Here is a 25,795-nt window from a genome sequence, read left to right as displayed (position 1 = left end):
GACATGTTCATACGCATTCTTTCCAACGACCTGCCGCGCAGCCGCTGGCTCGCGCTGATCCTGGCCGCGCTGGTTCTGGCACTCGCGCTCACACCCTTTCTCTTTCCCGGCGTCAAGGCGCTGAACGTGGCGGCCAAGGTGTTGGTCTTCATCGTGCTGGTGGCCAGCTTTGACCTGCTCTTGGGCTACACGGGCATCGTCAGCTTTGCGCACACCATGTTCTTTGGCATTGGTGCCTACGGCGTTGCCATTGCCACCACGCGCCTGGGCGCTACCTGGGGTGCGCTGGGCGTGGGAGTTGGGGGCGCACTGGCCGTCTCGCTGCTGCTGGCTTGGCTCATCGGCCTGTTTTCGCTGCGCGTGCGCGCCATCTTCTTTGCCATGATCACGCTCGCCGTGGCCTCGGCCTTTCTCACGCTGGCCTCGCAGCTGCACGAGTTCACGGGCGGTGAGGATGGACTGACCTTCAAGGTGCCCGAGCTGCTGTCGCCCAGTTTCGAGTTCAGCGAGACACCCTTCCTTGGCGCCTCGCTCGACGGCCGGCTGCTGTGCTACTACCTGCTGTTCGTGGTCGCCGTGGTGCTGTTCCTCGCGCTGCTGCGCATTGTGAACTCCCCGTTTGGCCGCGTGCTGCAGGCCATCCGCGAGAACGAGTTTCGCGCTGAGGCGATTGGCTACCGCGTGGTGGTGTACCGCACCATCTCCAGCATCCTGTCCGCTCTGTTCGCCACGCTGGCCGGTGCCATGCTGGCGCTCTGGCTGCGCTACAACGGGCCGGACACCTCGCTGTCCTTCGAGATCATGATGGACGTGCTGCTCATTGTTGTTATTGGCGGCATGGGCACTCTCTATGGCTCCATCGTCGGCGCCGTGCTGTTCCTCGTGGCGCAAAGCTATTTGCAGGACCTGCTGCGTGTGGGCAGCGAGGCAGCAGTCAGTCTGCCCTGGCTCTCGGCGCTGCTGTCGCCCGACCGCTGGCTGTTGTGGTTGGGCGTGTTGTTTGTGTTGTCGGTCTATTACTTTCCGACCGGCGTGGTGGGGCGACTGCGGTCTGCCAGCCAGAGGAGCCAGGCATGAGCACCGCCACGCCCATCTCCCGCTACCTGCAGTGTGCAGGCTATGAAATCCACACTACGGAGTGGGGCGCGGCCGATGCCCCCGTAGTCATTGCCTGGCACGGCTTGGCGCGCACGGGCCGCGACATGGACGAGCTGGCCCAACACCTGAGCCCACGCTACCGCGTCATCTGCCCCGACACGCTGGGCCGTGGCCTGAGCCAATGGAGTCGCAACCCGGCGCAGGAGTACCGCCTGGAGTTTTACGCGCGCATCGCTGCGGATTTGTTTGACGCGTTGAAGATCGACCAGGCGCATTGGGTGGGCACCTCCATGGGCGGGGCCATCGGCACCGTGTGCGCCAGCGGCCTGTTTGAGCCGCAGCTGCAGGGGCGCATCCTGAGCCTCACGCTCAACGACAACGCGCCCGAGCTGGCCAAGGCTGCCATCGACCGCATCCGCGCCTACGCGGGCAACCCCCCGGCGTTTGACACGGTGCAGGCGCTGGAAGCGTTTTTCCGCCAGGTCTACAAGCCCTATGGCTGGCTCAGCGATGCGCAGTGGCGCCGACTGACCGAGACTTCCGTGCGCCGCCTGCCCGATGGCCGTGTGACGCCGCACTACGACCCGGCCATGGTGCAGCAGTTCACCGTGCACCCCGACGACTACCGCATCTGGGACCACTACGACCAGCTGCAGCTGCCCGTGCTGTGCTTGCGCGGTGCCGAGTCCGATCTGGTGTTGCCAGAAACCGTGCAGGCCATGGCCACGCGGGGGCCGGGCCGTGCAGGGTGCCTGCAGCTGGTGGAGGTGCCGGGCTGCGGCCATGCGCCGGCGCTGAATGTGCCTGCGCAGCTGTCGCTGGTGACGGATTTCATCGACGCAGCGCAGGCGGCAGCCGCCGGAATTTAAGAAAAATAGGGCGCTAGCCCCCGTCATTATTGGAAAAGCTGCTCCTGAAACAGGAGCATCCCGGCGCTAGCCGCCCACCGCCAGCACCACCGCCGCATCGTCAAACACCACCACGGCGGCCTGGCCCACCTTGAGCTGCAGGCCCGGCGCGGCAAAGCCCACCATCTGCAGGCCGCAGGCCAGTGTCAGGACCACCTCGTCCCCGGCTGTAGAGCGCGCCAGCCGCGCCACGGTGCCATGCAGTTGGTTTGGCAGGGTGGTTGCCTTGGCGGGTGCGGCCACCACGGCCACTGCGGTGGCCTTGGCCAGCGCCAGCACCTCGCTGCCAACCGTCAAGCCCAGCAACTCCGCGCTCTCACGCGTGATGCGGGAGCGCAGCGTGCTGCCGTCGCTCAGGCCCAGACGCACCTGCACGGCTCGCCCGGCCCGCTGCAGTGCCAAGACCTGGCTGGGCAACTGGTTGCGCATGCTGGTGCGCAGGCCCAGTCCGGCCAGGCGCGGTGCCACGCCGGTGTGCGCGTCGCTGCGCTGCGCCACCTGGTCCAGCGCTTGCTGGCGCAGCGCCGCCAAGGTGTCGGCCGCCTCCAGCAATTGCCGGCCCGTGGCGGTGAGCTGCGCACCACCGCCACCACTGCCGCCTACGGTACGTTCCACCAGCGGAGCACCGGCCAGGTTAGTCAGGGTGTCGATGGCCTGCCATGCGGCCTTGTAGCTCACGTCGGCGCCGCGCGCGGCCTCCGAGATGGAGCCCACCTGGCCAATACGGCGCAGGATGTCCAGCCGCTTGTCGGCGACCTCGTGGCCCAACGCGCCGGCTAATGCGGAGCCAGTCAAAGGGGAGGGGATTGTCATAGTGGCTATGCTACGCTATCCCTTTTTGGAATAGCGAGACTTCCATGACCTCGATGACATCCCTCCTGCGTTGGGTCGGTGTGTTGGCCCTGTTGACCAGCAGCGCCCTGCATGCCGAAGAAGTGACTGTGGCGGTGGCTGCCAATTTCAGTGCCCCGGTGCAAAAGATTGCCACGGCCTTTGCCGCCGCTACTGGCCACAAGGCCACCGTGGTGGTGGGCTCCACCGGCAAGCTGTATGCGCAGATCAAAAACGGTGCGCCGTTCCAGGTGCTGCTGTCGGCCGACGATGAAACGCCCACGCGCCTGGCCAAAGAGGGCGCGGGTGTGGCAGCTTCGCAGTTCACCTACGCCACCGGCCGCCTGGTGCTGTGGAGCCGCCAGGCTGGCCTGGTGGACGACAAGGGCGAGGTGCTGCGCAGCGGCCGCTTTGAGCACCTGGCCCTTGCCGACCCCAAGCTCGCGCCCTATGGCGCAGCGGCCGTGGAGGTGATGACCAAGCTGGGTGTAGCCGCCAGCTTGCAGCCGAAGTTGGTGCAGGGTGAAAGCATCGGACAAGCCTTCCAGTTTGTGTCCACCGGCAATGCCGCGTTGGGCTTTGTGGCGCTGTCCCAAGTGATGGTGGACGGTAAGGTCGGCGAAGTCTCGGCCTGGGTGGTACCCACCAGCCTTCACAGCCCGCTGCGCCAGGACGCCATCGTGCTCAACGCGGGCAAAGATAGCGCTGCTGTCGTCGCGTTCATGGCTTTTCTGCGCAGCGATGCGGCCAAGGCGGTGATCCGCAGCTTCGGCTACGAGGTCTGAGTTTTCCGCTACGCTTGCCCGCATGCCTCTAAGCCCCGACGATCTGGGTGCCATTGGCCTGACCTTGCGTCTGGCCACGCTGAGTACCTGCCTGCTTCTGCTGCTGGCCACGCCCTTGGCCTGGTGGCTGGCGCGCACGCCGTCGCGCTGGCGCGGGCCGGTGGGGGCCATGGTGGCGCTGCCGCTGGTGCTGCCGCCCACAGTGCTGGGCTTCTACTTGCTAGTGACTCTGGGGCCGCAAGGTCCGTTGGGTCAGCTCACGCAGGCGATGGGACTGGGCCTGCTACCCTTTACCTTTGCGGGCCTGGTGCTGGGCTCGGTGGTGTATTCGCTGCCGTTTGCGGTGCAGCCGCTGCAGCACGCGTTCGAGTCCATGGGCAACCGTCCCATGGAAGTCGCAGCGACGCTACGTGCTAGCCCGCTCGATGCTTTCTTTACGGTGGCCGTTCCCTTGGCGCGCCCGGGCTTTGTCACCGCCGCCGTGCTGAGCTTTGCGCACACCGTGGGCGAGTTTGGTGTGGTGCTGATGCTGGGCGGCAATATTCCCGACAAGACCCGCGTGGTCTCCACCCAGATCTACGGCCATGTGGAGGCGCTGCAGTACACGCAGGCACACTGGCTCTCCGCGGGTATGGTGCTGTTTTCGTTTGTAGTGCTGCTGGTTCTGGGCTGGCTTAACCCGCGCGGCAGCAGGGTGCGCGCATGAGCACGGCACCCCACCACATCCGGTTGCACCTGCCGCGTCCCGGCTTCACGCTGGATGTGGATTTGGAATTGCCTGCGCACGGCATCACGGTTCTGTTTGGTGCCTCCGGCTCGGGCAAGACTACGGTGCTGCGCTGCGTGGCCGGGCTGGAGCAGGGGGCCCAAGCCCATATCAACATCCGTGGCCGGGTGTGGCAGGACGATGCCCAAGGCATTGCGCTGCCCGCCTGGTGCCGTCCCGTGGGCTATGTGTTCCAGGAGTCAAGCCTGTTCGACCACCTGGATGTGCGGGCGAATCTGGCGTATGCCCAAAAACGTGCACGCCGCAGCGCAGGGCAAGGCCCGTCGCTGCTGGCGCTGGATAAGGCCATTACTTTGCTGGGGCTGGAGCCGCTGCTGCACCGCCGTACCCAGGCGCTGTCAGGCGGCGAGCGCCAGCGCGTGGCCATTGCCCGCGCGCTGGCGACCGAGCCAGAACTGCTGCTGCTGGACGAGCCCTTGGCCTCGCTGGACCCCGCGCGCCGTCGGGACGTTCTGCCTTGGCTGGAGCGGTTGCGTGACGAGTTGCACATTCCCATGCTCTATGTGACCCATGCCATGGAGGAGGTCACTCGCCTGGCAGACACGCTGGTGGTGTTGGAGCAGGGCCGGGTGCAGGCCAGCGGCCCCACGGTGCGGGTGTTGGCCCAGGTGGACGCGCCGGTGCGTGTCGGGGAGGATGCTGCCGCGCTGTTGGATGGCCATGTAGTGGCCATTGACTCCCCATGGAACCTGGCCCGAGTTGCCTTCGAGGGTGGCAGCGTATGGATCAGTGATCCGGGCCTGCCACAGGGTCACCGCGTGCGCTTGCGTGTCCTGGCACGGGATGTGAGCCTCGCCACCGAGCCGCCGGGTCCGACCAGCATACAAAATGTGTTGCCATGTGTAGTTGTCACAATTGCGCCGGACACCCACCCCTCGCGAGCTGTCGTGCAACTGTCATGTGGCGCAACGCCCCTGTTGGCGCGGGTTACGCGGCGGGCGGTGCACAGTTTGGGGCTGCAAGCAGGCCAGCCTGTGTGGGCTCAGGTGAAGGCCTTGGCACTGGTCGGTTCGTAAACAACGGTTGCAAATTCACCCGTTTGGGGGAGTGACAGGCTCGGGTGTAGGGGATTACCCTGCGTTATCCCTTTTTCAAGGCCCAGTGCCCCAACCATCGTGCTTATGTCTGCGTCCAACCTGCCCCCCGAGACGGTGCCCGTGCTCTCGCTGTTGCTCCAGGCCCAGCGCGCATTGGACCGCGGGGACGTGGCCCAGAGTCAGTCGTTGTCCAAGGCCGCGCTGCAGCATGCGCAAGACACCCTGGATCTGCAGGCCCAAGCCCAGGCCATGTTGTGTCTGGCGCATGGGGACCGCATGGTGTCGCGCTTTCGCCGGGCTCAGGAAACAGCCCAGCGGGCCGCCGCCTTGTTTGAAATGGTGGGCGATGTGGCGGGTGAGGCCGAGGCGCTGTCTGCCGTTGCCCACACCCTGAGTTTGATGGGGCACAGCGAAGAGGGGGTGGATGCTGCTCTCCTCGCCGCCAAGCTCAACGAGGGCGGAACACCGTTATCGGTGGCCATGTCCTACAACTACCTGGGGGTGGCCTATGCCTGCGCCTGGAGCTTTGACAAAGCCGACGCTGCGCTGCAGCACGCCATCGATTTGCTGGACAGCCATGGGCTGTGGATGGAGTCCTACCTGCCGCGCATCAACCAGCGTGCCATGGAAATCACGCGCTGCTTTTTTGACCGCTACTACCACGGCGAATTCCGTTCACTGCAGCGGTTGGCCGATCTGCGCCATGCGCATGCGCGAGCAGCCCGCGTGCCCAGCAATCTGCTGGTGCTGCAAGGCGCTTTTGTGAAAACCCAGGTCATGCTGGGGCTGGCCGATGGCTTCGAAGCCTGCTGGCTGGGCCAGTGGGACCTGGCCCAGCAAAACGCCGACTTTGCCCAGAGTGCTCAGGCACGTGGTGACAGCAACCCCTCGGTGACGTTGATGGAAATCTGGTTGCGCGCCGAAATTGCTTGGGCGCGCGAAGACTGGGCCTTGGCCGAGTCCCAGGCCCAGCGCATGTTGGAGATGGCCAACCAGATCGACAACGAGCATATGGTGGGCATTGCCTACCTCCTGTGTGCCCAGGTGCTGTCAGCCCAGGGCAAAGACCGCATGGCCCAGGCCTTTTTGCGGGCCCTCAAACTGCGAGAGAACAACTTGCGCTTGGAGGCCATGCGCAGCCGCGAAGAGCGCATCGAATGGCAACTCAGGGCACGGGCCAACCACGCCAATGCGCGCAGGTTGGCAGAGGAAACCCAGCGCCTGCAGCAGCTTGTGTTGGAAGATGCTTTGACCGGCCTGTTCAACCGCCGCCATCTGGAGGACATGGTGCCCGAGGTCTTGCGCAAGGGCCAGGAGCGTGGCCTGTCGCCAGCCATGGCCTTTGTGGATGTGGACCACTTCAAGCAGATCAATGACAACTTCTCGCACCGCGTGGGCGATGTGGTGCTCAAGTCATTGGCGAATATCTTGTGCAGCTTTGTGCGCGAGGGCGATGTACCCGTGCGTCTGGGTGGCGATGAGTTTGTGGTGGCGTTTGCGCATGTGGACGCGCGCGACGCCGAAGGCCTGGCCCAGCGCATCCACGAAGCCGTGCGCAGCTTCGACTGGGATGCCTTGCACCCAGGCCTGGAGGTGACCGCCAGCGTGGGTGTAGCTGTAGCGGAGGCGGACGATACGCTGGACACCTGGCTGCACCGCTGCGACCTGTGCATGTACCAGGAAAAAGACTCCCGTCGCCAGGGACTGGCCTGACGCCAGCGGTCAGCGCGTTCCTGCCATCAGCGCCGCAAAGCCGACAAATACGCCACCGGTGACCCGGTTGAAAACCTTCATCACACTGGCACGGCGCAGGTAGTGGGCCAACTGCTTGCCGCTGGCCGCGTACACAAAATACCAGCTCACCTCCACCACGGCAAAGGTGGCCAGCAGAATGCCAAATTGCAGCAGTTTCGGCTGCTCGGGGTGAATGAACTGCGGGAAAAATGCTGCCGCGAACAAAATGGCTTTGGGATTGCTGGCCGCAACCAACGCGCCCTGGCGGTACAGCGCCCAAGCGTTGGCGGGGGGGGCGGAAGATTCTGCAACCTCGGTGGAAGTTTCGGCAGCCTCTTGCACCGGCGCACGCCAGACCTGCACCCCCAGATACGCCAAATACGCGGCCCCCACCAGGCGCAGCGCATCAAACACGGCGGGGAATGCCTGTAGCAGCGCTCCCAGACCTGCGGCAGAGAGGCCCAGCATCAGCATCAGCGACGTCATGCAACCCGCCATGCTCACGACGGCCGTGCGCAGCCCCTGGCGCGCACTGGTGCTCATCACCAACAGCATATTGGGGCCTGGTGTAGCAGACACCACAAAGGTCATCATCACAAACAGCCACCAGGTTTGCAGGCTCATAGGGCGCTCCGTTTCAAAGTAAGTCAGTAGTGGGGTGGCAAGTCATCGCGCAAGTTGCGCGCCGCGGCTGGTTCGCTGGTCTGATGGCGCAGGTGCGTGAGCTCGCGGATCAGCAGGTCGATCTGTTCCTGTTGGCGAACAATGATTTTGTCGAACTGGTCCAGCGCATCTTCGGCAAAGCTGGCCTTGATTTCCAGTTCGGTGATGCGCTGCTCGGTGCGTTCTGAGGTATCCATGGGAGTATTGGACACTAGTCTTTCCCAAGCCTGATTTCTGTGGATTCATAGACAGCCATTTCTGGCGGCGTGCTGGCAAGCTTGGCTAGTGCAGTGGCAAATTCCCGCGAAGCGGGAACCAAAAAATGCGCCTGGAGTGATTCCCAGCTTGCCCACCGCTCTACGAAAACCAATCGATTGGGAGACTCCGCGCTGATGCTTACACCGTGCTCGATACATCCGGCCTCTGTGCGAGATCGCGCAACATGCGCCCGACTCACGCTCAGGGCCTCGTCGAGATTGCCATTCAATATGTTCACGCTGCCAAGTACGATGATCACGGGGTATTCCTCCAGTAGGGATGGATGGGCTAGATCCTAGTTCAGCTTGATTTTGGTGGCGTGGTGGCAAGCCCTGCAGCAGAGGGAAACTAGCCGCCATTGCTCCACTGCTCTCCGGCGTAAGTCGCTTCAGGAAGTTGATCGATAGCCTCCTGCGGACCCTCAATTTCCCAAATGTCCACGCAGCAACCGCAACCATGATTTTCTGAACGATGCGCAAGCTTGTGCTGCCAGCGGTCGAACCAAGCATCAATGGCCGCGACTTCAGTAGCTTCATCAAGCGAGACAACAACTGTAGCGCGAGGCATAGCTCCTGTATTCTCTAATCTTATGGTTTAGATCAATGGAACGGCTGCAAGGAACGTCCGCTTCAGCGGCATAGTTCAGGCGTCTACAGACTGATAGCCGACTTTTGCAGCACTTCATTGTGGGCATGCAGTTTTACGGAAGGATTAAGCCCTTCGATGATTGCTAACGACTTCATCGATGATGTTCCGGAATATGCGAACGACGAGATCAGCATTGAGACCGCTGTGTTGTGCCAGCTGCCGAAATCGAATTTGCTGTGCTGCCTCGCGCTGTGGATCAACGGCATCTAGTGTGTGAAGTGCTTTCAACTTGCCGATCTTTGACGTGACATGAAATCGGCTTGCCAATAATTGGACAATTTTTGCATCAATGTCGTCTACTTCGGCCCTAAGCGATTGGAGTTCTAGACTAGTCATATGAGTGGGGATTTTCTTGGTTGGCCGGGATTTTTTGTTCTGGCATCAATAGACTGGATGAGGTCTTTCAACATGCAGTTCTATCGTCGAAGCTAAGTCGCTAGTGGATGCCCAATAACCCGCCTAAGTGTTGGGACTAGGTTTCATTTTTTCCCATAAACCTGTTTCGCTTTACGAGACCTGCGCTGTGAAATAAGGTTTTGTAAAACGTCAACAAGTGGAGCTCCAAGCAACAACAATCCGGGTATACCAAAGAGAGCTACACGAAGGCCAAAAGCGATCGGCTCGTCCGCTTGCCGAACAGTGGTTTTAAAAATCCGTGATTGCGGTACGGCTTCTGAGACGCCTTTGGAGATTAGTGTGATGGCGAACCAGAGGCTTATTACTCCAAAAGAGATTGTCATCGCAGTTGATGCATAGCGACTCACTCGCGGGTACTTCCGGCGCGTGATAAACAGCAGGAGCGCCGATGGGGCCAATGCGAGAAAGGCGACGAGAACTATGTAGTCGAGCTTCATGAGGTCAAATGTAAGCTAGCTCTCTAAACTGCCTTCGACGGCTTAATCAGACTTGGGAATCACCCGTTTGGGTGAATATTTGAACGTCGGCTTCCGCCGCATATCTGCCGTCCAAACCCATTCAGAGCACTCGCCATGATTTAAAAATCAGCCCACTATTTGCCTTGTGTTTTTAGTGCATTTGCTAAAAATTTAATAGCAAATTGCATATATCCCACGCGGACTAGAGGTCTTATTGCTTCGCACCCATCTTCAACGCCGCTTCCTTGGACGCCTGCAGCGCAGCCGCATCTGGCACCTCAAGCGTTGGCCAACCCTGCAAGTGCTTTTGCGTCAGGTTGCACAGCGCCGTAATCCACTCCGGGTCGTCGTTCAGGCAGGGAATGTAGTGAAACTCCTTGCCGCCGGCGTGCATGAATGCTTCGCGGCCTTCCATGTTGATTTCTTCCAGCGTCTCCAGGCAATCGCTGCTGAAGCCGGGGCAGACTACGTCCACGCGTTTCACGCCGGCTTTGCCCATCGCGATGAGTGTGGGCTCGGTGTAGGGCTCCAGCCATTTGGCGCGACCCAGGCGGGACTGGAAGCTGACCTGGTACTGGTTCTTGTCCAGGTTCAGTGCTTCGGCCAGCAGGCGCGCGGTCTTGTGGCATTCGCAGTGGTACATATCGCCTAGCTGCAGCGTGCGTTCGGGCACACCGTGGAAGCTCATGAGTAATTTGTCGGGCCTGCCGTTCACCTTCCAGTGGCGCTGGATGCTGCTGGCCAGCGCGGCGATATAGCCCGCATCGTCGTGGTAACGGTTGATGAAGCGGAACTCGGGGATCGCACGCGTTTTGGCAGCCCAAGCGTAGACCGCGTCGCACAGGCTGGCCGTGGTGGTGGCGCTGTACTGCGGGTAGGCTGGCACCACCAGCACGCGGGTCACGCCCTCGGCCTTCATGGCGTCCAGTTGCGAGGCAATCGAGGTGCTGCCATACCGCATGGCCCAGCGCACCTTGACCTGGTGGTTGCGCTGGCCCAGCCAGCCTTGCAGCAATTTGGCTTGTTTTTCGGTCCACACCTTGAGCGGTGAGCCTTCTTTCGTCCATACGCTGGCGTATTTGGCGGCCGACTTGGCGGGGCGCGTGCGCAGGATGATGCCGTGCAGGATCAGCAGCCACAGCAGGCGGGGAATTTCCACCACGCGCGGGTCGCCCAGAAACTCGGCCAGGTAGCGGCGTACAGCCTGCGGTGTGGGCGCATCGGGTGTGCCCAGGTTGCACAAGAGCACGGCGGTGCGTGGCACCTGGCCATGGGTATAGGGAGGCTCGGGCTGAAAGGGGGAGGATAGAAGCATGCGGTATTCTCCCGCACCTATGCTGGCACTTTCTTCCATACGCGCAATCACCCTCGATCTGGACGACACTTTGTGGCCGATCTGGCCCTGCATAGAACGTGCGGAAAAGGTCTTGCATGCCTGGCTTGTGCAGTACGCGCCGGCCACCGCCACGCTGTATGCCGATCCGCACGAACGCCGCTCCATCCGCGAGGCCACCGAGATGCAGTGGGCCGCTCAGGCGCATGACCTGAGCGTGCTGCGCCGCGAATCCATCCGCCTGGCGCTGGACCGTGCTGGCGACGATACGGATTTGGCCGACCCCGCGTTCGACCTGTTCTTTGCCGAGCGCATGCGCGTTGAGCTGTTTGACGACGCGATTGCTACGTTGGAGTGGATGTCTGCGCGGTGGCCCATTTACGCCGTGTCCAACGGCAATGCCGACGTGCATGCCGTGGGTATTGGCGCGTATTTCAAGGGCAGTGTGAGCGCGCGCGATGTTGGGGTGGGCAAGCCCGATCCGCGCATTTTTCATGCGGCTGCCAAGGCGCTGGACCTGCCAACCGAAGCCATCCTGCATGTGGGGGATGACGCCGCGCTGGACGTGCTGGGTGCCTTGGGCGTGGGCATGCAGGCCGTGTGGGTGAACCGTGCCGAGCACCTGTGGAGCCACGCCCAGCATCCCCATGCCACGGTGGCCAGCCTCACGGAGTTGCGCGACCTGCTGACCAGCGGCTAAGCCGGGGCCGGCAACTGCGATAGACAGGGTTGAGTCGCGCCTCAGCGCCCGGGTTTCAGCGTCAGTGTGCTCTCGGTGTGCGCCTTGACGTCGTCTTCGTCCAGATGCTGTGGCACATAGACGCCGGCGGCATAGCGTTCGGCTTGGTCGGCGTAGTGTTTGTCAAACCGCACGCCGCTCTGCCCCACCGGGTTGATGCCTACGGACTGGCTGGCATCCGCAAAGTCGATCACGCGGCGTGTGGACGGCCCGTAGCTCACGGCCCACGGCGCAGGGCCAATGGGGTTGGACAGGTTGTTGGGCGTTTCGCGCCCACCAGGCACCGGGAACGGCCCTACATTGAACAGCCAGTCCAACGGCTTTTGCCGGCCTAGCGGGTGGTTATGGGTCAGCGTGTGGGTGGCACCCCAGCGCCAGTCCAGCAGGCTGGTGCCGTAGAGCCCTTGCAGGTGCTTGAGCGTGTTGGCCCAGGCAATGCGCACCGTCTCAAATCGGCTCTCGTGGGCTTTGGTATTGATGTTGTCCCACCAGGGGGAGTTGGCATCGGCGATCAGCAGCGGCAGGGCGGTATCCAGCGCCCGGGTTTTCAGCAGGTTCTTGAACTGCACTTCGCCCATCTCGTCTTCCATGGCGGCCTTGGCCACTTCGTACATCAGCTGCGTAAACAGCGTGGGCGCAATGCTGTCAACGGTGTAGTTGCCATCCCACTTGGTCAGCGGTTCCAGAAACGCCTTGTCGTTGGGGTCGGTCACCACGGCTTGCAATACCGGCAGCAGGTCCTTGAGGATACGCGGCCCGTAGCCGTTGCCCACATCCAGTTGCAGCGCCTCTGCGGCCTTGGTGTCCCAGCGCGTTTTGGGATTGCTCAGCGCGGCATCCAGGCGCTGGGCGCGGTCGGCCAGGTTGTAGTAGCCGGGCACGGGCACACCGCTGCTGGGTTTGGGCTGGTGGTTGGCGGACACGATGTAGCCGCGCGCCGGATTTTCTTCCTGCGGGTTGAAGGTGAAGGCGTAGAAGCCGGGCTTCTCGGCCTCGCCCTTGGCGGCGTCCAGGATGAAGGTGGGGTTCACGCCCACGGGGCGCTGTGGTAGCTTGGCCGCGGCCCACCAACCAATGTCGCCTTTGGCGTTGGCCCAGACAATGTTCAGACCCGGCGCATGGATTTTGCTGACCGCCTCGCGCGCCTTGTCGCGCGTGTCGGCGCGGTTCAGCTCGTAGAAGGCCTGGAGGATGGGGTTTTCGGTTTCCAGATACGCCCACCACATGGCCACCGGGGTGTCGCCCAGGCTGTCCTTGAAGGCGTCGTTGATGATGGGGCCGTGGGGCGAATGGCGCAGGGTGAGCGTCACTGGGGCCGCCCCTTTGACCGTGATGGTCTCCGTGCGCGTTTCCAAGTTCACCCACTGGTTGTTGTGCCAGACCTGCTGGGGGTTGTCGGGGTTCACCTTCTCGGCGATCAGGTCCATGTCGTCGTTCTGGAACATGGTCAGGCTCCAGCCAAAGTCCATGTTATGGCCCAGCAGGGCGGCCGGGCTCAGGGCCTGGAAGTGGCCGTACAGCTCCAAGTCAGGCGTACTCAGCTGCGCCTCGTACCAGACGCTGGGGGTGGAAAACGCAATGTGCGGGTCGCCGGCCAACAGGGGCTTGCCGCTGGCGGTGCGCTTACCCGAAATGGCCCAGGCGTTGCTGCCTTCCATCAGTGGCATGCTGGCCAGTTCCATGGCCTCTTGGCTGACCTGGGCGATGCGGTTCAGGCCTTTCCAGTCGTTGTCTTTCAGGGCCGCAACGGGGGCCAATACGCCTTCCGGATGCCAGTCGATGTCAAACACGCGCAGGTAGTCCGGCCCCAGCTTGTCGCGGATGAAGGTCATGGCCGGCTCGGTGCGAAACGCGGTGGCAAAGCTGTAAGCCAGGTAGCCCGACACGGCCAGCGTGTCCTCGGGCGTGAAGGGCGTATGCGGAATGCCCAGAATGTCGAATTCCACGGGCGAGCGGTTATGGTCCTGGTACTGGTTGACGCCGTCCAGGTAGGCCAGCAGGGCCTTGTTGGCCGGGGTGCTCATGTCCATGGCCGCGGCCTGGGTCTTGGCACGCTGGCGTATGCCCAGGGTGCGGAAGAGCTTGTCGGTATCCAGCAGCTTGGGGCCCAGGATCTCGGCCAGCTCGCCCTTGGCCAGGCGGCGCACCATCTCCATTTGGAACAGCCGGTCTTGCGCGTGCACATAGCCCAGCGCGCGGTACAGGTCGGTCTGGTTGGCGGCTTCGATATGGGGCACACCGCGTTCGTCGTAGCGCACCGTCACCTTGGCGCTTAGGTGGTCCAGCATCAGCGTGCCGCTGCGCACGGGCTGTTTTTTGTAGAGGTACCAGCTGCCCAGGGCCAACGCTGCGATCAGGAGCAGGGCGAACAAGCCGCCCACGATTTTCAGGATGAACTTCATGGCAGCTATGGTGCCATTAAATTGGCCCGCAGCGCCTTAAAAAATCCAGGGGTTTGCCGTTCGCACCCGGGCGCCCAGGCTGCGCAGCATCTCAGTCAGCCCCATGTGGGCGCGGTCAAAGTGCAGCAGGTCCGGGGGCAGGGCGTGCATGTGGAGCGTGGCGGCGCGCCGTGCGGCGGCATTGGGCTGGGGCGGTGGCGGCAACTGGCCAAAGTCGTACACCGTGCTTTGCAGTGGCAGGCATTGCCAGTCCTGCCAGCCCGCGAGGGCGGGCAGCAGCTCGGTCTCAAAGCGCTGCTGGTCCAGCGCAGGGTCAATCAGGTCCAGCGCCAGATAAGCCTCGCGCAGCGCCACCGTGTCCTTAGGCGCACGCAGTGCGGCCTTCCAGGCGATGGCAGCCTGATCGCAAAACCGTGGCGACAGCGTGCGCGTGCAGCCAAAGTCCAGCAGGCCCAGCCGGCCGTCGTCCAGAAACAGGTAGTTGCCCGCGTGTGGGTCGGCCTGCAGGCGCTGCAGGCCCCAGGCGCATTGCATGAAGGTGTCAAACAGCAGCTGGCCATAGTGGTCGCGCTGGGCCTGGCTGGGCTGGGTGGCCAACCACTCGGCCAGGTGCAGGCCGTGCAGGCGCTGCATGGTCAGCAACCGCGGGGTGGTGCGCGCCATGACCGGCTGTGGCACCACGAGGTGGGGGTGCTGCAAGTGCTGGGCAAACCATTTCAGTTGGCCGGCCTCATGCAGATAGTCCAGCTCCTGTGTCAGCGTCTGGGCGATGTTGTCCATCACGCGGGCCTGGATGTCGGCGTTCGGCAGCGCCTCGGGCCCCAGGCTGATGCCCTTGAGCAGCAGGCGCAGCATGGCCAGGTCGCTCTGGATAGTAGCGGCCATGCCGGGGTATTGCAGCTTCACGGCCACGGCCTCGCCGCTGTGCAGCGTGGCGGCATGCACCTGGCCCAGGCTGGCGGCGGCAAAGGCTTGCAGGTCAAACTCCGCAAACAGGGCCTCGGGGCTGTCGCCCAGTTCCTGGCGCAGCAGCTTGAGCACCAGCGCGCGGTTCAGGGGCGTGACCTGGTAGTGGGCGCGCGCCAGTTGCTGGCGCACGCCTTCGGGCAACAGGCCCAGCTCCATGCTCAGCAGCTGCGATGCCTTCAGCGCTGTGCCCTTGAGCTGGTTGAGTGCGGTGAAGGCAATGCGGCCCATCTTGGCCTCGTGCTCCACGCGCGCGGCCTCCTGGTCGGCCGCGCTGGCACTGCGCTGCACCAGCTTGGTTGCCGAGCGCGCCAGCTGCGTGGCGCCGGCCTGTGCGGCGGCGGCACCCACAATAGCGCCGCGCGCGAGCTTACTGGTGCGCGGCGCTTGCGGCATGCAAAGACTGGCGCAGCATGCGCGGCACGATGATGCGGTGGACCGGCCCCACCACGGCCATATAGGCCCGGCCCAGCGCGTTGTGGTTGTGCACCACGGTGCTGATGGACACCACGGGCTGCCCATCCTGTTGGTGCTTGCAGACCGACAGCTCCACGCGCAGGTGTTTGTCGTCATCGAAGAGGATGACTTCGGGCGCCGACAGGTAGCACAGGCTGAAGATGCCCGTGCGGTCGCCCACGGCGTAGTGGGCGGCGGGCTTGCTGTCCTGGGCCTGCAGCTTGACCTGCATGCGGCCCAGGTGCTTGAGTCCCACCAGACGCACGGCCTGGTTGCGCACCGACATCAAAAAGTCCATCCAGCCCGGCGTGCGGCCCATCACGGCCAGGTAGGTTTCCATGGCGCTGCTGGCGGGCTGTGGGTCGGCAAAGGTGTAGCAGTCGGCAAAGTCGGCGCCCGCGGTGCGCTGGGCGATCTGGCTGTGCGCGGGCAGCGGAGTTTCGGTGATCGTGGTGGTCATGGTGTTAGGGCGTTTGCAGGGTTTGGCGCGCGCGCTGCATCAGGTCCAGCCAGCCGCCGCCGGGTTGCATCAGGCGCGCCAGCTGGCTGCGCAGCATGAAGCCGCCTAGTTCGAGCAGCCGGTCCACCAGGCCGCTGCGCAGGGCCAGCGTCAGCACGCCCAGGCTCAGGTCGGTCATGCGCGTGGTGTCGGCAAAGCCGTCCGAGGTGTCGCGCAGCCAGAAGCCCACCACCGCGTACACATAGTCCGCCATCAGACTGGAGAGGCTGCCCTGAAAGCCGCAGGGCGGCATCTCGCCGCTGGTCTGCGCGGCCTCCAGCATCTCGGCAAACGCGGCCTGCAGCAGCGCCTTGCCGGGCAAGGAGCCGCTCAGCAGGGCCAGGGGCGTCTTGTTCAGCAGCTGATGGGCCAGGGCCACAAACTCGCGGTCGGGCAGCAGCGTTTCCAGCAGGTGGTCCACCAGCAGCTGCATGCGCTCCTGCAAGGAGAATTTGTCCAGCCCCTTGGTCTTGTGCATGCGGGCCAGGGCATCGCCCACGGCCTGCTCAAAGTAGGCCAGCACCAGTTTCTCTTTGCTGGGGAAGTACTTGTAGATGGTGGCATCGCCCACGTCGGCCGCGCGGGCGATCTGCTTCATGGTGGTGCCGTCAAACCCGTGCTGGGTCATCAGGTCCACGGCCGTGCGGATTAGCAGGCGGTGGTTCTGGGCTTGTTGGGCTTTGGAGGTGCGCATGGTGGGGGGCTTTCAGGCAGTGCCGTCCCAGCGCGCATCGGCACGCAGGGCAGAGTAGGTCCAGATGCCGCCGGCCAGGTCGGCCAGGCCAAACAGCAGGATCATGGGGCTGCCCAGGCCGGAAAGGGCAAAGGCGGTGAATGCCAGGAAGACGACAAAGCGCGTGTAGACGGAGGCGACCAGAAACGGCTTGAACTCATGGCTGGCCGCCACCCAGGCGTACACGCCAATCATGAAGGCCACCAGCCCCACCACGCGAATCCACACCTCGGGTGTGGGCGGTATCTGCAGCAGGGATAGCAGCAGGTTGGGTACGGTGATGAGCACCGCACCGGCGAGGAACAGGTAGACGGCGAAGACCTTGGCGCTGAAGGCGGAGCTGGACATGGTGAATGCCTTTATGAAAACTAACTTTTCATAAATATAGCATTTACCGAAATTTAAAGATAGTTAGTTTCTTAAAAGCGTTGCGGCAGCCATGCCGCTGCGTACCGCACCTTCCAGTGTGGCGGGGTAGGGGCCGTCTACATAGTCGCCGCAGGCCCACAGGCCTGGCGCGATGGCCAGCGGTGGGCGCACCAAGCCCGGTGTGCAGGCGAAGGTGGCGCGTTTTTCCACCACGGTTTGCATTGGCGTGAGCGCCAGGCCCAATTGGGTTTGCGCCTGGGCCAGCACCTGGGCCTGCAGCACATCGCGTTCGCCCTCGCTGGCGCTGACCACAAAGGCCAGCAAGCCCTGGGGGCCGCCGAGCAGGCCGCGGTCGAACACAAACTGCGCGGGGTTCGCCGCGTCGCTGCGCAGCGCCAGCATGGGCTGGCTCAGGCGCGCTTGCGGGGCGTGGGCGTAGACGGTGGCAATGGCTTCAAACTGCAGCGCCTGCGTTGTGGTGGCCCGGGACCGCATGGCACTTGCTATGGTTTCAGGAGCTGCTTGCGCAGATTCCATGAGGGCTAAGGCGGCATTGGATGATGAAGTGGCCCAGAAGACGGCGTCAAAGGGCTGGCCGTTCACCAGCCAGCCCGTACCTGCTGATTGGGGCGTTAGCTGCGCCACGCGCGTGCCCAGTTGCACCACGCCGCCTTTTGCTTGGAGCCAGTCGGCCGCGGCCTGAGGGAAGAGGGCGCCCAGGTCGGCACGCGGCAGCAGCAGGTTGGAACTGCCGCGCCCGCCAAACAGCGAGTCGCGTAGCACGGTGAGGAAGACCTGGCCGCTGGCTCGGTCGGCAGGCGTGTTGAGTGCGGACACGCACAGCGGGTCGATCATGGTGGCCAGCACGGTGGGTGTCAGCGTGCGGCACAGGTCGGCTACGCTGGTCTGCGGGGCGCAGGCAAAGCCGCCCAGCTGCCAGCCGGTGGCGGCACGCAGCAGGCTCCACTTGTCGGCCCAGGTCCAGCCCTTGGCTGTTGCAATGCCGGCCAGCGCATCCAGCGGGCTGGGCCAGTCGGGCAGGGCCAGACCGTCACCATCGGGGAACAGCAGGGTGAGCGGCAGGCGCAAGAGCGTGGCCTCTGGGTCCACCCCCACGGTGCGCATGAGCTTCAGGGTTTCGCTGTAGGCGCCAATCAGGATGTGCTGGCCGTTGTCCAGCACCACGGGTGTACCGTCGGGCAAGGTGCCATTCAGGGCTCTGGCCCGCCCGCCGACTGCGCGGGCTGCTTCAAAAACGGTAGCGTGGTGGCCGGCTTGGGTGGCAGTGACCGCTGCGGCCATGCCGGCCCAGCCGGCGCCTACAACCGCGACCTTCACAACCTGCCCAAGGCTTGAACTTTCCACGCCAGCCACAGCTTGCGCAGCGGTGTGAGTGCGATGCGCTGGTGCAGCACCTGGAAGTTATCCGCCTCGATCTCGCGCAGCAGGGCGCGGTAGATGCTGGCCATCATCAGGCCGGGCTTTTGCGTACGGCGGTCGGCCGCAGGCAGCAGGGCCAGTGCTTCGTCGTACAGGCCTTGGGCGCGCTGGGCCTGGAATTTCATCAGCGCAGTGAAGCGGTCGGAGTAGCTGCGCTTCAAGATCTCGTGCGCCTTCACATCGAACTGTTGCAGCTCGTTGACCGGCAGGTAGATGCGCCCGCGCATGGCGTCTTCGCCCACGTCACGGATGATGTTGGTGAGCTGCAGGGCCTGGCCCAGCTTGTGGGCGTAGGCGGTGGTTTGCGGGTCGGTCTGGCCGAAGATGCGCGCCGCCACCTCGCCCACCACGCCCGCCACCAGGTGGCAGTAGCGCTGCAGGTTGGGGTAGTCCAGGTAGCGGGTCTGCTCCAGGTCCATCTGGCAGCCCTCGATGACGCCCAGCAGGTGGCGCGCCTCAATGCCGTAGGCGGCGGTGTGCGGCATCAACGCTTTCATCACCGGATGCACGGGGTTGCCGCCAAACGACTGGGCCACCTCGGTCTGCCACCAGGCCAGCTTGGTCGCGGCCACGCCGGCGTCCACCATCTCGTCCACCACGTCGTCCACCTCGCGGCAAAACGCATAGAACGCGGTGATGGCGGCGCGCCGCGGTGCGGGCAGAAACAGGAAGGCGTAATAAAAGCTACTGCCGCTGGCGGCGGCTTTGTCCTGGACGTATTGCTCTGGGGTCATGGCGGGGATTGTTACATCCCGCCACGCCCCTTACCGGAACTCCGAGGGTTTGAAGTAGTACTCGTCGGGGATGCTCATGAAGGCATCGGTGAGCAGCGGGTTGTCGATGGTGATGGTGGCGCGCTGGGCCAGCTTGGCGCGTTGCAGGGCGCGGCGCACCGACGGGTCGCTGGCCAGCAGCTTCTGGAACGCACCTTCGGCAAAAGCCCGTTTGAGGCCGGACAGAATCATCGCGTGCAGTTCGTCACCGTCGGACCGCAGGTAGAACAGGCGCGCAAAGCGGTAGACCAGCAGCACATGTGGATCCACCACCATGGAGGGGGCAAAGTCGCCGTACTGCTCCGAGAAGCCATACACCTCGTTCAGGCCCAGGGGCAAAAAGTCAAAGCGCTTGGCCTCCAGCATGGGAAACAGGGATTCCAGCGTGGGCCCTGTCACCACCGGGATGCCGGCGGCCTGCATGATGGCGTTGTTGGACCAGCCCAGGCCCTGGCCAGCGCGGTACCGGCGCAGCTGCGTGAGGTTGGCGATGCGCGCAAACTCGTTTTCCAGGCTGTAGTGGATCAGGCTGAGCCGGTAGCCCAAGAGGCCGCGGTCAATCGGGAAGTAGACCGCGTTGAAGGTTTTTTCAAACTCGGCGCCCGAGCCGAAGTCCGCCACATTGACCTCACCGCGGCGCAGCATGGCGCGGGCGCGTTCGTCGTTGACCGCAATCGGGTGCAGGCTCAGGGAATAAGGCTTGCCGCAGCGCTGCAGCGCCAGGTCCAGCACGCGGTAACCCAGGTTGTCGGTGCCATTGGCGTTGAGGTTGGGGTAGACCACGGCTACAGGCGACTGCGCACGCACGGCGCTGGCACCGCCCAGCGCCAAGCCAGCACCGGCAAGGTGCAGCAGGGAGCGGCGGGTCCAACGAACTGACGAAATCTCTTTTTTATTGACCGACGCAGACATGTCCCTTATTGGACCATGGCAGCGGCCCGAAACCCCGCAAAACTTCTAGGGGAAAGCCCGCGTTTGGCCACCAGGAAGTGGACCATTTGGTCAACTGCAATTTTGAAAAAATGGGCTCTAGCCCCCGTCGGTTCTGCAGTTGCAGCTATGAATTTGCTAGCGACCCATTCGCCACGCGCGCCACAGCATCAGCGGAAAGTCCCACGCGCGCAGCACCGGGCGCTGACCCAGCGTGCGGTAGTCCAGCGCCGCGATCTTGTCCAGAATGCGCAGCCCGCCTTGCACCACCAGGCGCAGCTCCCAGCCCGCGCGGCCCGGTAGGCGGTGCACCAGCGGCGCACCCTGCAGCATGGTAGCCCTCGCAGCGTCTGCGCTGGCAGCTATCAGTTTCGTAGCGGCATCGGTCTGGCGCTGTGCCAGCACATCGGACTGCGGCACGCCAAACTGCGCGCGTGCGGCGTCGCTCAGGTAGTAGCGGCCGCGGGGAATGTCGACGCTCAGGTCTTGCCAGAAGTTGATGAGCTGCAGCGCGGTGCAGATGGCATCGCTCTGCGCCAGGGCTTGCGCGTCATGCACGCCATACAGATGCAGCAGCAACCGGCCCACGGGGTTAGCGGAGCGGCGGCAGTAGTCCAGCAGCTCGGCCTCGTCGGCGTAGCCCGTGCGGTCGCGGGTCTTTTCAATGTCTTGTACAAACGCGTCCAGCAGGTCGTGCAGCAGTTGCACGGGCAGCGCGTGTGAGCGGATCGCCCCTTGCAGCGGGCCAAACACGCGGGGCCAGTCGGCAAAGGCGCTGCCGTCGTCGGCCGCCTGCTGCAGCGCCTGGCGGTAGGCCTGCAGGCTGGCCAGGCGCTGGGCGGGGCTGGCGTCGCCCTCGTCGGCAATGTCGTCCGCCGTGCGGGCGAAGTGGTAAATCGCCGTGATCGGCGCCCGCACATGGGGCGGGCACAGCCAGGACGCCACGGGAAAGTTCTCGTAATGGGCGATTGGCGGGGCGGCAGGGGCGGTAGGCATAGGGGGCGATTGTGCCCGTAGCGCTTTTTGCTTTACGCCGGCTTGACAAAGCTCAGTAGTTACCCTAAATTACTAACCAGTCGGTCATTAGTTGGTGGTTGAGCCTGGTTTCAGCTGCCTTTTTTCATTCCTCTCCCCACCTGCCACCATGCAACTCAAATCCTTTGCCACCGGGGCCTCGCTCATCGCAGCGGCGCTGGTTTTAACCGCGTGCTCCAAGCCCGCGCCCTCTGAAGAGCCGATCCGCGCGGTCAAGGTGGTCACGGTGGGCTTGGACAGCATCCAGTCCGGCGCTGAGTTCTCGGGCGAGGTACGGCCCCGCATCGAATCCCGCCTGGGATTCCGCGTCGCCGGCAAGCTGGTGCGCCGCCCCGTAGAGCTGGGTCAAACGGTGAAGGCCGGCCAGGTGCTGGCCCAGCTGGACCCCCAAGACTACAAGCTGGCCACCGAAGCCGCCCGCGCCCAAGTGGCCGCTGCCGCGACCAACCGCGATCTGGCGGCGGCCGACTTCAAGCGCTACAAGGAACTGCGCGACCAGAACTTCATCAGCGGTGCCGAACTGGAGCGCCGCGAAACCACGCTGAAAGCCGCCCAGGCCCAGCTCGACCAGGCCCAGGCCCAGTTGAACAGCCAGGGCAACCAGGCCGCATACACCACGCTGGTGGCAGACGTGTCGGGCGTGGTGACTGCCATTTCCGCCGAACCCGGCCAGGTGGTGACCGCCGGCACGCCGGTGGTGCAAATTGCCCAGGACGGCCCGCGCGACGTGGTGTTCGCGGTGCCGGAAGACAAAGTGGCACTGATCAAGGCCGGCTCCTCCGTCGACGTGCGGGTGTGGGCCAGCAAGACGACCGTCAAGGGCTTGGTGCGCGAAGTGGCGGCCAGTGCCGACCCGGTGACGCGCACGTTCACCGTAAAGGTGGGGCTGGACGCCAAGGATTCGCTGACGCTGGGCACCACGGTATCCGTCGTGCCGCAGGCGTTTGACCGCAGCGGCGTGCAAGTGGTCAAGCTGCCCACCAGTGCGCTCTACCAAAGTGGCAAATCCACCGCAGTGTGGGTGCTGGACACAGCCAGCATGACCGTGAAGCTGCAAACCATCACCGTGGCCACGGCCGATGGCAACGAGGTGGTGGTGGCCGACGGCCTGCAGCCCGGCACCCAGGTGGTCGTGGCAGGCGTGCACGTGCTGTCGCCTGGCCAGAAAGTTTCGCTTTACAAGGAAAAAGGTGCTGTGGCCCCCGTAGCTTCTGCGCCTGCAGCTCCTGAATCTGTAGCAACTGCCAACCCGGCAGCCAGCGCACCTGTCGCCAAGTGAGCTGCCCATGAACCTCGACGAACCCAAAAAAGGTTTCAACCTTTCCAAGTGGGCGCTGGACCACGCGGCGCTCACGCGCTACCTGATGATCGTGCTGCTGTTGCTGGGCGTGGCCTCCTACTTCCAGCTGGGGCAGGACGAAGACCCGCCCTTCACGTTCCGCGCCATGGTGGTCCGCACCTACTGGCCCGGCGCCACGGCGCAGCAGGTGGCCGAGCAGGTCACGGACAAGATTGAGCGCACGCTGCAAGAGGTGCCCTACGCCGACAAGATCCGTAGCTATTCCAAGCCCGGTGAGTCGCAGATCATTTTCCAGATCAAGGACTCCAGCAAACCCGCGGATGTGCCCAACGTCTGGTACAGCGTGCGCAAGAAGGTGGGCGACATCCGCGGCACCTTGCCCGGTGGCATACAGGGCCCGTTCTTCAACGACGACTTCGGTGATGTGTATGGCGTGATCTATGCGCTGGAGGCCGATGGCTTCAACTACGCCGAGCTCAAGACCTTTGCCGACGACGTGCGCCAGCGCCTGCTGCGCGTGCCCGATGTGGCCAAGGTGGAGCTGTTCGGTGCGCAGGACGAGAAGCTGTACATCGAAATCTCGCAAAAGCGCCTGGCCCAGCTGGGGCTGGACCTGAACCAGGTGTTGGCCCAGCTGGGGCAGCAAAACGCGGTGGAATCCGCCGGTGCGGTGCAAACCCCGCTGGACGTGGTGCAGGTACGTGTGGGTGGCCAGTTCAACCGCGTGGAAGAGCTGGAAGCCATGCCGATCCGCGGCGCATCCGGCAACCAGCTGCGCCTGAAGGACATTGCCACCATCAGCAAGGGCTATGTGGATCCGCCGTCGGTGAAGGTGCACCACCAGGGCAAGGAAGTGATTGCGCTGGGCGTGTCCATGACCAAGGGCGGCGACATCATTGCGCTGGGCCATTCGCTGGAGTCGGTGTTCACGGGGATTGAAAAAGACCTGCCCGCCGGCATCAAGCTGGTGCAACTGCAGGACCAGCCCAAGTCGGTGACCACCTCGGTGGGCGAGTTTGTGCATGTGCTGGTCGAGGCCGTGGTCATCGTGCTGGCCGTGAGCTTTATCGCGCTGGGTTTGCACAAGCGCCCCGGCAACAACCCGCTGTGGAAGCGCTGGATTCTGGACATCCGCCCCGGCCTGGTGGTGGGTATCACCATCCCGCTGGTGCTGGCCGTGACCTTCCTGGGTATGTATTACTGGGGCATTGGCCTGCACAAGATTTCGCTGGGCTCACTCATCATTGCACTGGGCCTGCTGGTGGACGACGCCATCATTGCGGTGGAAATGATGGTGCGCAAGATGGAGGAGGGCTACGACAAGGTACGTGCCGCCACGTTTGCGTATGAAGTGACTGCCATGCCCATGTTGACGGGCACCTTGATCACGGCCGTGGGCTTCCTGCCCATCGGCCTGGCCAAGTCCACCACGGGTGAATACACCTTTGCCATCTTCGCGGTGACGGTGCTGGCGCTGATCCTGAGCTGGTTTGTGTCGGTGTACTTTGTGCCCTACCTGGGGACCTTGTTGCTCAAGGAGCACAAGCACCATGCGGGTGAGGAGTCCGTCCACACCGAGCACTTTGACACGCCGTTCTACAACATCTTCCGCAAGACCGTGAACTGGTGCGTGCAGCACCGCTGGCTGACTATTGGCGCCACCATCCTGGTGTTTGCGCTGGGCATTGTCGGCATGGGCAAGGTGCAGCAGCAGTTCTTCCCGGACTCCAGCCGCCCCGAGGTGCTGGTGGACATCTGGTTCCCCGAAGGCACGTCTTTCGCGGCCAACCAGGAAGTAACCCAGCGCGTGGAAAAGCGCCTGATGCAGGAAGAGGGCGTCAATACCGTCAGCACCTGGATTGGTTCCGGCGTGCCGCGCTTCTACCTGCCGCTGGACCAGGTGTTCCCGCAGACCAACGTGTCGCAGCTCATCATTATTCCGAAGGATTTGAAGGTGCGCGAATCGTTGCGCGTGAAGCTGCCGGCGCTCTTGGCCACCGAGTTTCCCGAGGTGCGTGGCCGCGTGAAGCTGCTGCCTAACGGCCCCCCGGTGCCGTATCCCGTTCAGTTCCGTGTGGTCGGGGCCGATCCCCTGGCGCTGCGTGAGCGCGCCGACGAGGTGAAGGCCGTGATGCGTGCCAGCCCCAACACGCGTGGCGTGAACGACAACTGGAACGAGTCCGTCAAGGTGCTGCGCCTGGAAGTGGACCAGGCCAAGGCCCGCGCCCTGGGCGTGACCAGCCAGTCCATCGCCCAAGCGTCCAAGACCGTGCTGGCCGGTACCACCGTAGGTCAGTACCGCGAGGGTGACAAGCTCATCGACATCGTGCTGCGCCAGCCGCTGGACGAGCGCAACGCGATTACCGACATTGCCAACGCCTACCTGCCCACGGCCAGCGGCAAGTCGATTCCGCTCACACAGATCGCCAAGCCCGTGTTCACCTGGGAGCCCGGTGTGATGTGGCGCGAGAATCGCGACTACGCCATCACCGTGCAGGGCGACATTGTGGAAGGCCTGCAAGGCGCCACCGTGACGGCCGAACTGCTGCCCAAGCTCAAGGCACTGGAAACCCAGTGGCAAAAAGCGGGTTACCAGGGCTACGCCATCCAGGTGGCCGGTGCGGTGGAAGAGAGTTCCAAGGGCTCCTCGTCCATCGTGGCGGGCGTGCCGGTCATGTTGTTCCTGACCTTCACGCTGCTCATGCTGCAGTTGCAAAGCTTCAGCCGCGCGGTGCTGGTGTTTATCACCGGGCCGCTGGGTATTGCCGGTGTGGCGGGTGCGCTGTTGGTGCTGGGTCGTCCGTTTGGTTTCGTGGCCTTGCTAGGTGTGATCGCCCTCATGGGCATGATCCAGCGCAACTCGGTGATCCTGATCGACCAGATCGAGCAGGACCGTGCCAATGGCATCCCGGCCTGGGACGCGATTGTGGAGTCGGCCGTGCGGCGCCTGCGCCCCATCGTGCTGACCGCTGCGGCCGCTGTGCTGGCCATGATTCCGCTGTCACGCTCGGTGTTCTGGGGCCCCATGGCCGTGGCCATCATGGGCGGGCTGATCGTGGCCACCGTGCTGACTTTGCTGGCTTTGCCGGCCATGTACGCGGCTTGGTTCAGGGTCAAACGCGAGCCGGCAACGCCGGTCTGACGGAAGACGGTCTTTCCGCAGGTTAAAATAGCGGGTTGACCGATTTCAAATGGG

The 25,795-nt window shown here is 63.8% G+C and carries 26 protein-coding genes; 9 read left to right on the top strand and 17 right to left on the bottom strand.

Annotated features, from left to right (window positions below):
• Positions 1-3: 3 nt before the first annotated feature.
• Together AC07OE_RS09615 and AC07OE_RS09610 are read left to right on the top strand one after the other, a co-directional pair.
• Entirely contained in the window at positions 4-1,077 is a 1,074-nt protein-coding gene (locus AC07OE_RS09615; protein ID WP_495070339.1) for a branched-chain amino acid ABC transporter permease, read from the top strand.
• Positions 1,074-1,967, top strand: a complete 894-nt coding sequence (locus AC07OE_RS09610; RefSeq protein WP_495070338.1) for an alpha/beta fold hydrolase — start codon at positions 1,074-1,076, stop codon at positions 1,965-1,967. Before AC07OE_RS09615 ends, AC07OE_RS09610 begins: the two co-directional genes overlap by 4 nt.
• 66 nt (positions 1,968-2,033) lie before the next feature.
• On the opposite strand, the gene AC07OE_RS09605 is transcribed toward AC07OE_RS09610, so the two are convergent.
• Positions 2,034-2,819: a TOBE domain-containing protein gene (locus tag AC07OE_RS09605; RefSeq protein ID WP_495070337.1), complete on the bottom strand. Its 786-nt coding sequence runs from the start codon at positions 2,817-2,819 to the stop codon at positions 2,034-2,036.
• Positions 2,820-2,863: 44 nt separating this feature from the next.
• On the opposite strand from AC07OE_RS09605, the gene modA reads away from it, so the two are divergent.
• The 4 genes from modA to AC07OE_RS09585 all read left to right on the top strand — a co-directional run bounded on the left by modA (position 2,864) and on the right by AC07OE_RS09585 (position 7,159).
• Positions 2,864-3,622 carry a molybdate ABC transporter substrate-binding protein gene (modA, locus tag AC07OE_RS09600; RefSeq protein ID WP_495070336.1) on the top strand — a complete coding sequence of 253 codons (759 nt, stop codon included), beginning with the start codon at positions 2,864-2,866 and terminating at the stop codon, positions 3,620-3,622.
• Positions 3,623-3,644: 22 nt separating this feature from the next.
• A complete protein-coding gene (gene modB / locus AC07OE_RS09595; protein WP_495070335.1) occupies positions 3,645-4,328 on the top strand; it encodes a molybdate ABC transporter permease subunit in 684 nt (227 codons plus the stop codon).
• Positions 4,325-5,425 carry a molybdenum ABC transporter ATP-binding protein gene (gene modC, locus AC07OE_RS09590; protein ID WP_495070334.1) on the top strand — a complete coding sequence of 367 codons (1,101 nt, stop codon included), beginning with the start codon at positions 4,325-4,327 and terminating at the stop codon, positions 5,423-5,425. The genes modB and modC overlap by 4 nt, the downstream gene beginning before the upstream one ends.
• Before the next feature lie 105 nt (positions 5,426-5,530).
• Positions 5,531-7,159 carry a GGDEF domain-containing protein gene (locus AC07OE_RS09585; RefSeq protein ID WP_495070333.1) on the top strand — a complete coding sequence of 543 codons (1,629 nt, stop codon included), beginning with the start codon at positions 5,531-5,533 and terminating at the stop codon, positions 7,157-7,159.
• Positions 7,160-7,168: 9 nt separating this feature from the next.
• On the opposite strand, the gene AC07OE_RS09580 is transcribed toward AC07OE_RS09585, so the two are convergent.
• The 7 genes from AC07OE_RS09580 to hemH all read right to left on the bottom strand — a co-directional run bounded on the left by AC07OE_RS09580 (position 7,169) and on the right by hemH (position 10,939).
• The gene (locus AC07OE_RS09580) at positions 7,169-7,804 is read right to left on the bottom strand and encodes a LysE family translocator (RefSeq protein ID WP_495070332.1); all 636 of its coding nucleotides are present in this window, start codon (positions 7,802-7,804) and stop codon (positions 7,169-7,171) included.
• Between the two features lie 23 nt (positions 7,805-7,827).
• On the bottom strand, positions 7,828-8,040 hold the full coding sequence (locus AC07OE_RS09575; protein ID WP_495070331.1) for a SlyX family protein: 213 nt from the start codon (positions 8,038-8,040) through the stop codon (positions 7,828-7,830).
• Between the two features lie 14 nt (positions 8,041-8,054).
• Positions 8,055-8,360 carry a putative quinol monooxygenase gene (locus AC07OE_RS09570; RefSeq protein ID WP_495070330.1) on the bottom strand — a complete coding sequence of 102 codons (306 nt, stop codon included), beginning with the start codon at positions 8,358-8,360 and terminating at the stop codon, positions 8,055-8,057.
• An 89-nt stretch (positions 8,361-8,449) separates the two neighbouring features.
• Positions 8,450-8,668 carry a hypothetical protein gene (locus AC07OE_RS09565; protein WP_495070329.1) on the bottom strand — a complete coding sequence of 73 codons (219 nt, stop codon included), beginning with the start codon at positions 8,666-8,668 and terminating at the stop codon, positions 8,450-8,452.
• 144 nt (positions 8,669-8,812) lie between these two features.
• Positions 8,813-9,085 (bottom strand): chorismate mutase, encoded by a 273-nt coding sequence (locus tag AC07OE_RS09560; RefSeq protein ID WP_495070328.1) that lies wholly within the window; start codon positions 9,083-9,085, stop codon positions 8,813-8,815.
• 143 nt (positions 9,086-9,228) lie between these two features.
• Positions 9,229-9,603 (bottom strand): hypothetical protein, encoded by a 375-nt coding sequence (locus AC07OE_RS09555; protein ID WP_495070327.1) that lies wholly within the window; start codon positions 9,601-9,603, stop codon positions 9,229-9,231.
• 232 nt (positions 9,604-9,835) lie between these two features.
• Positions 9,836-10,939, bottom strand: a complete 1,104-nt coding sequence (hemH, locus tag AC07OE_RS09550) for a ferrochelatase (protein WP_495070326.1) — start codon at positions 10,937-10,939, stop codon at positions 9,836-9,838.
• Here hemH and AC07OE_RS09545 point away from each other — a divergent pair.
• Positions 10,938-11,657 (top strand): HAD family hydrolase, encoded by a 720-nt coding sequence (locus tag AC07OE_RS09545; RefSeq protein ID WP_495070325.1) that lies wholly within the window; start codon positions 10,938-10,940, stop codon positions 11,655-11,657. The genes hemH and AC07OE_RS09545 overlap by 2 nt on opposite strands.
• A gap of 41 nt (positions 11,658-11,698) precedes the next feature.
• Here AC07OE_RS09545 and AC07OE_RS09540 read toward each other — a convergent pair whose 3' ends face one another.
• The 9 genes from AC07OE_RS09540 to hpnC form a co-directional block, all read right to left on the bottom strand.
• A complete protein-coding gene (locus AC07OE_RS09540; protein ID WP_495070324.1) occupies positions 11,699-14,098 on the bottom strand; it encodes a penicillin acylase family protein in 2,400 nt (799 codons plus the stop codon).
• Between the two features lie 36 nt (positions 14,099-14,134).
• Positions 14,135-15,460 carry an ABC1 kinase family protein gene (locus AC07OE_RS09535; RefSeq protein ID WP_495070323.1) on the bottom strand — a complete coding sequence of 442 codons (1,326 nt, stop codon included), beginning with the start codon at positions 15,458-15,460 and terminating at the stop codon, positions 14,135-14,137.
• Positions 15,435-15,980 carry a DUF2867 domain-containing protein gene (locus AC07OE_RS09530; protein WP_495070322.1) on the bottom strand — a complete coding sequence of 182 codons (546 nt, stop codon included), beginning with the start codon at positions 15,978-15,980 and terminating at the stop codon, positions 15,435-15,437. Before AC07OE_RS09530 ends, AC07OE_RS09535 begins: the two co-directional genes overlap by 26 nt.
• A gap of 4 nt (positions 15,981-15,984) precedes the next feature.
• Positions 15,985-16,713 (bottom strand): TetR/AcrR family transcriptional regulator, encoded by a 729-nt coding sequence (locus AC07OE_RS09525; RefSeq protein ID WP_495070321.1) that lies wholly within the window; start codon positions 16,711-16,713, stop codon positions 15,985-15,987.
• A gap of 12 nt (positions 16,714-16,725) precedes the next feature.
• On the bottom strand, positions 16,726-17,100 hold the full coding sequence (locus tag AC07OE_RS09520; RefSeq protein WP_495070320.1) for a hypothetical protein: 375 nt from the start codon (positions 17,098-17,100) through the stop codon (positions 16,726-16,728).
• 63 nt (positions 17,101-17,163) lie between these two features.
• Complete coding sequence (gene hpnE / locus AC07OE_RS09515) at positions 17,164-18,459, bottom strand: hydroxysqualene dehydroxylase HpnE (protein ID WP_495070319.1); 1,296 nt, start codon at positions 18,457-18,459, stop codon at positions 17,164-17,166.
• The gene (gene hpnD, locus AC07OE_RS09510) at positions 18,456-19,295 is read right to left on the bottom strand and encodes a presqualene diphosphate synthase HpnD (RefSeq protein ID WP_495070318.1); all 840 of its coding nucleotides are present in this window, start codon (positions 19,293-19,295) and stop codon (positions 18,456-18,458) included. Before hpnD ends, hpnE begins: the two co-directional genes overlap by 4 nt.
• 30 nt (positions 19,296-19,325) lie before the next feature.
• Positions 19,326-20,246 (bottom strand): hypothetical protein, encoded by a 921-nt coding sequence (locus AC07OE_RS09505; RefSeq protein ID WP_495070317.1) that lies wholly within the window; start codon positions 20,244-20,246, stop codon positions 19,326-19,328.
• Positions 20,247-20,402: 156 nt separating this feature from the next.
• Entirely contained in the window at positions 20,403-21,260 is an 858-nt protein-coding gene (gene hpnC / locus AC07OE_RS09500) for a squalene synthase HpnC (protein ID WP_495070316.1), read from the bottom strand.
• A gap of 148 nt (positions 21,261-21,408) precedes the next feature.
• Here hpnC and AC07OE_RS09495 point away from each other — a divergent pair, with 148 nt between their 5' ends.
• Complete coding sequence (locus tag AC07OE_RS09495; RefSeq protein WP_495070315.1) at positions 21,409-22,578, top strand: efflux RND transporter periplasmic adaptor subunit; 1,170 nt, start codon at positions 21,409-21,411, stop codon at positions 22,576-22,578.
• A gap of 7 nt (positions 22,579-22,585) precedes the next feature.
• Entirely contained in the window at positions 22,586-25,741 is a 3,156-nt protein-coding gene (locus tag AC07OE_RS09490; protein ID WP_495070314.1) for an efflux RND transporter permease subunit, read from the top strand.
• The last annotated feature ends 54 nt before the right edge of the window (positions 25,742-25,795 follow it).

This window comes from Rhodoferax sp. GW821-FHT09E07, assembly GCF_059416145.1.
The sequence above is the reverse complement of the archived record's forward strand: the minus strand, read 5'-3'. Positions and strand labels throughout refer to the sequence as shown.

Bases quoted from the DNA above. Each gene is read 5' to 3' on its own strand.
- AC07OE_RS09615 (WP_495070339.1), top strand. From the start codon at position 4: ATGTTCATACGCATTCTTTCCAACGACCTGCCGCGCAGCCGCTGGCTC.
- AC07OE_RS09610 (WP_495070338.1), top strand. From the start codon at position 1,074: ATGAGCACCGCCACGCCCATCTCCCGCTACCTGCAGTGTGCAGGCTAT.
- AC07OE_RS09605 (WP_495070337.1), bottom strand. From the start codon at position 2,819: ATGACAATCCCCTCCCCTTTGACTGGCTCCGCATTAGCCGGCGCGTTG.
- modA (WP_495070336.1), top strand. From the start codon at position 2,864: ATGACCTCGATGACATCCCTCCTGCGTTGGGTCGGTGTGTTGGCCCTG.
- modB (WP_495070335.1), top strand. From the start codon at position 3,645: ATGCCTCTAAGCCCCGACGATCTGGGTGCCATTGGCCTGACCTTGCGT.
- modC (WP_495070334.1), top strand. From the start codon at position 4,325: ATGAGCACGGCACCCCACCACATCCGGTTGCACCTGCCGCGTCCCGGC.
- AC07OE_RS09585 (WP_495070333.1), top strand. From the start codon at position 5,531: ATGTCTGCGTCCAACCTGCCCCCCGAGACGGTGCCCGTGCTCTCGCTG.
- AC07OE_RS09580 (WP_495070332.1), bottom strand. From the start codon at position 7,804: ATGAGCCTGCAAACCTGGTGGCTGTTTGTGATGATGACCTTTGTGGTG.
- AC07OE_RS09575 (WP_495070331.1), bottom strand. From the start codon at position 8,040: ATGGATACCTCAGAACGCACCGAGCAGCGCATCACCGAACTGGAAATC.
- AC07OE_RS09565 (WP_495070329.1), bottom strand. From the start codon at position 8,668: ATGCCTCGCGCTACAGTTGTTGTCTCGCTTGATGAAGCTACTGAAGTC.
- AC07OE_RS09560 (WP_495070328.1), bottom strand. From the start codon at position 9,085: ATGACTAGTCTAGAACTCCAATCGCTTAGGGCCGAAGTAGACGACATT.
- AC07OE_RS09555 (WP_495070327.1), bottom strand. From the start codon at position 9,603: ATGAAGCTCGACTACATAGTTCTCGTCGCCTTTCTCGCATTGGCCCCA.
- AC07OE_RS09545 (WP_495070325.1), top strand. From the start codon at position 10,938: ATGCGGTATTCTCCCGCACCTATGCTGGCACTTTCTTCCATACGCGCA.
- hemH (WP_495070326.1), bottom strand. From the start codon at position 10,939: ATGCTTCTATCCTCCCCCTTTCAGCCCGAGCCTCCCTATACCCATGGC.
- AC07OE_RS09540 (WP_495070324.1), bottom strand. From the start codon at position 14,098: ATGAAGTTCATCCTGAAAATCGTGGGCGGCTTGTTCGCCCTGCTCCTG.
- AC07OE_RS09535 (WP_495070323.1), bottom strand. From the start codon at position 15,460: ATGCCGCAAGCGCCGCGCACCAGTAAGCTCGCGCGCGGCGCTATTGTG.
- AC07OE_RS09530 (WP_495070322.1), bottom strand. From the start codon at position 15,980: ATGACCACCACGATCACCGAAACTCCGCTGCCCGCGCACAGCCAGATC.
- AC07OE_RS09525 (WP_495070321.1), bottom strand. From the start codon at position 16,713: ATGCGCACCTCCAAAGCCCAACAAGCCCAGAACCACCGCCTGCTAATC.
- AC07OE_RS09520 (WP_495070320.1), bottom strand. From the start codon at position 17,100: ATGTCCAGCTCCGCCTTCAGCGCCAAGGTCTTCGCCGTCTACCTGTTC.
- hpnD (WP_495070318.1), bottom strand. From the start codon at position 19,295: ATGACCCCAGAGCAATACGTCCAGGACAAAGCCGCCGCCAGCGGCAGT.
- AC07OE_RS09505 (WP_495070317.1), bottom strand. From the start codon at position 20,246: ATGTCTGCGTCGGTCAATAAAAAAGAGATTTCGTCAGTTCGTTGGACC.
- hpnC (WP_495070316.1), bottom strand. From the start codon at position 21,260: ATGCCTACCGCCCCTGCCGCCCCGCCAATCGCCCATTACGAGAACTTT.
- AC07OE_RS09495 (WP_495070315.1), top strand. From the start codon at position 21,409: ATGCAACTCAAATCCTTTGCCACCGGGGCCTCGCTCATCGCAGCGGCG.
- AC07OE_RS09490 (WP_495070314.1), top strand. From the start codon at position 22,586: ATGAACCTCGACGAACCCAAAAAAGGTTTCAACCTTTCCAAGTGGGCG.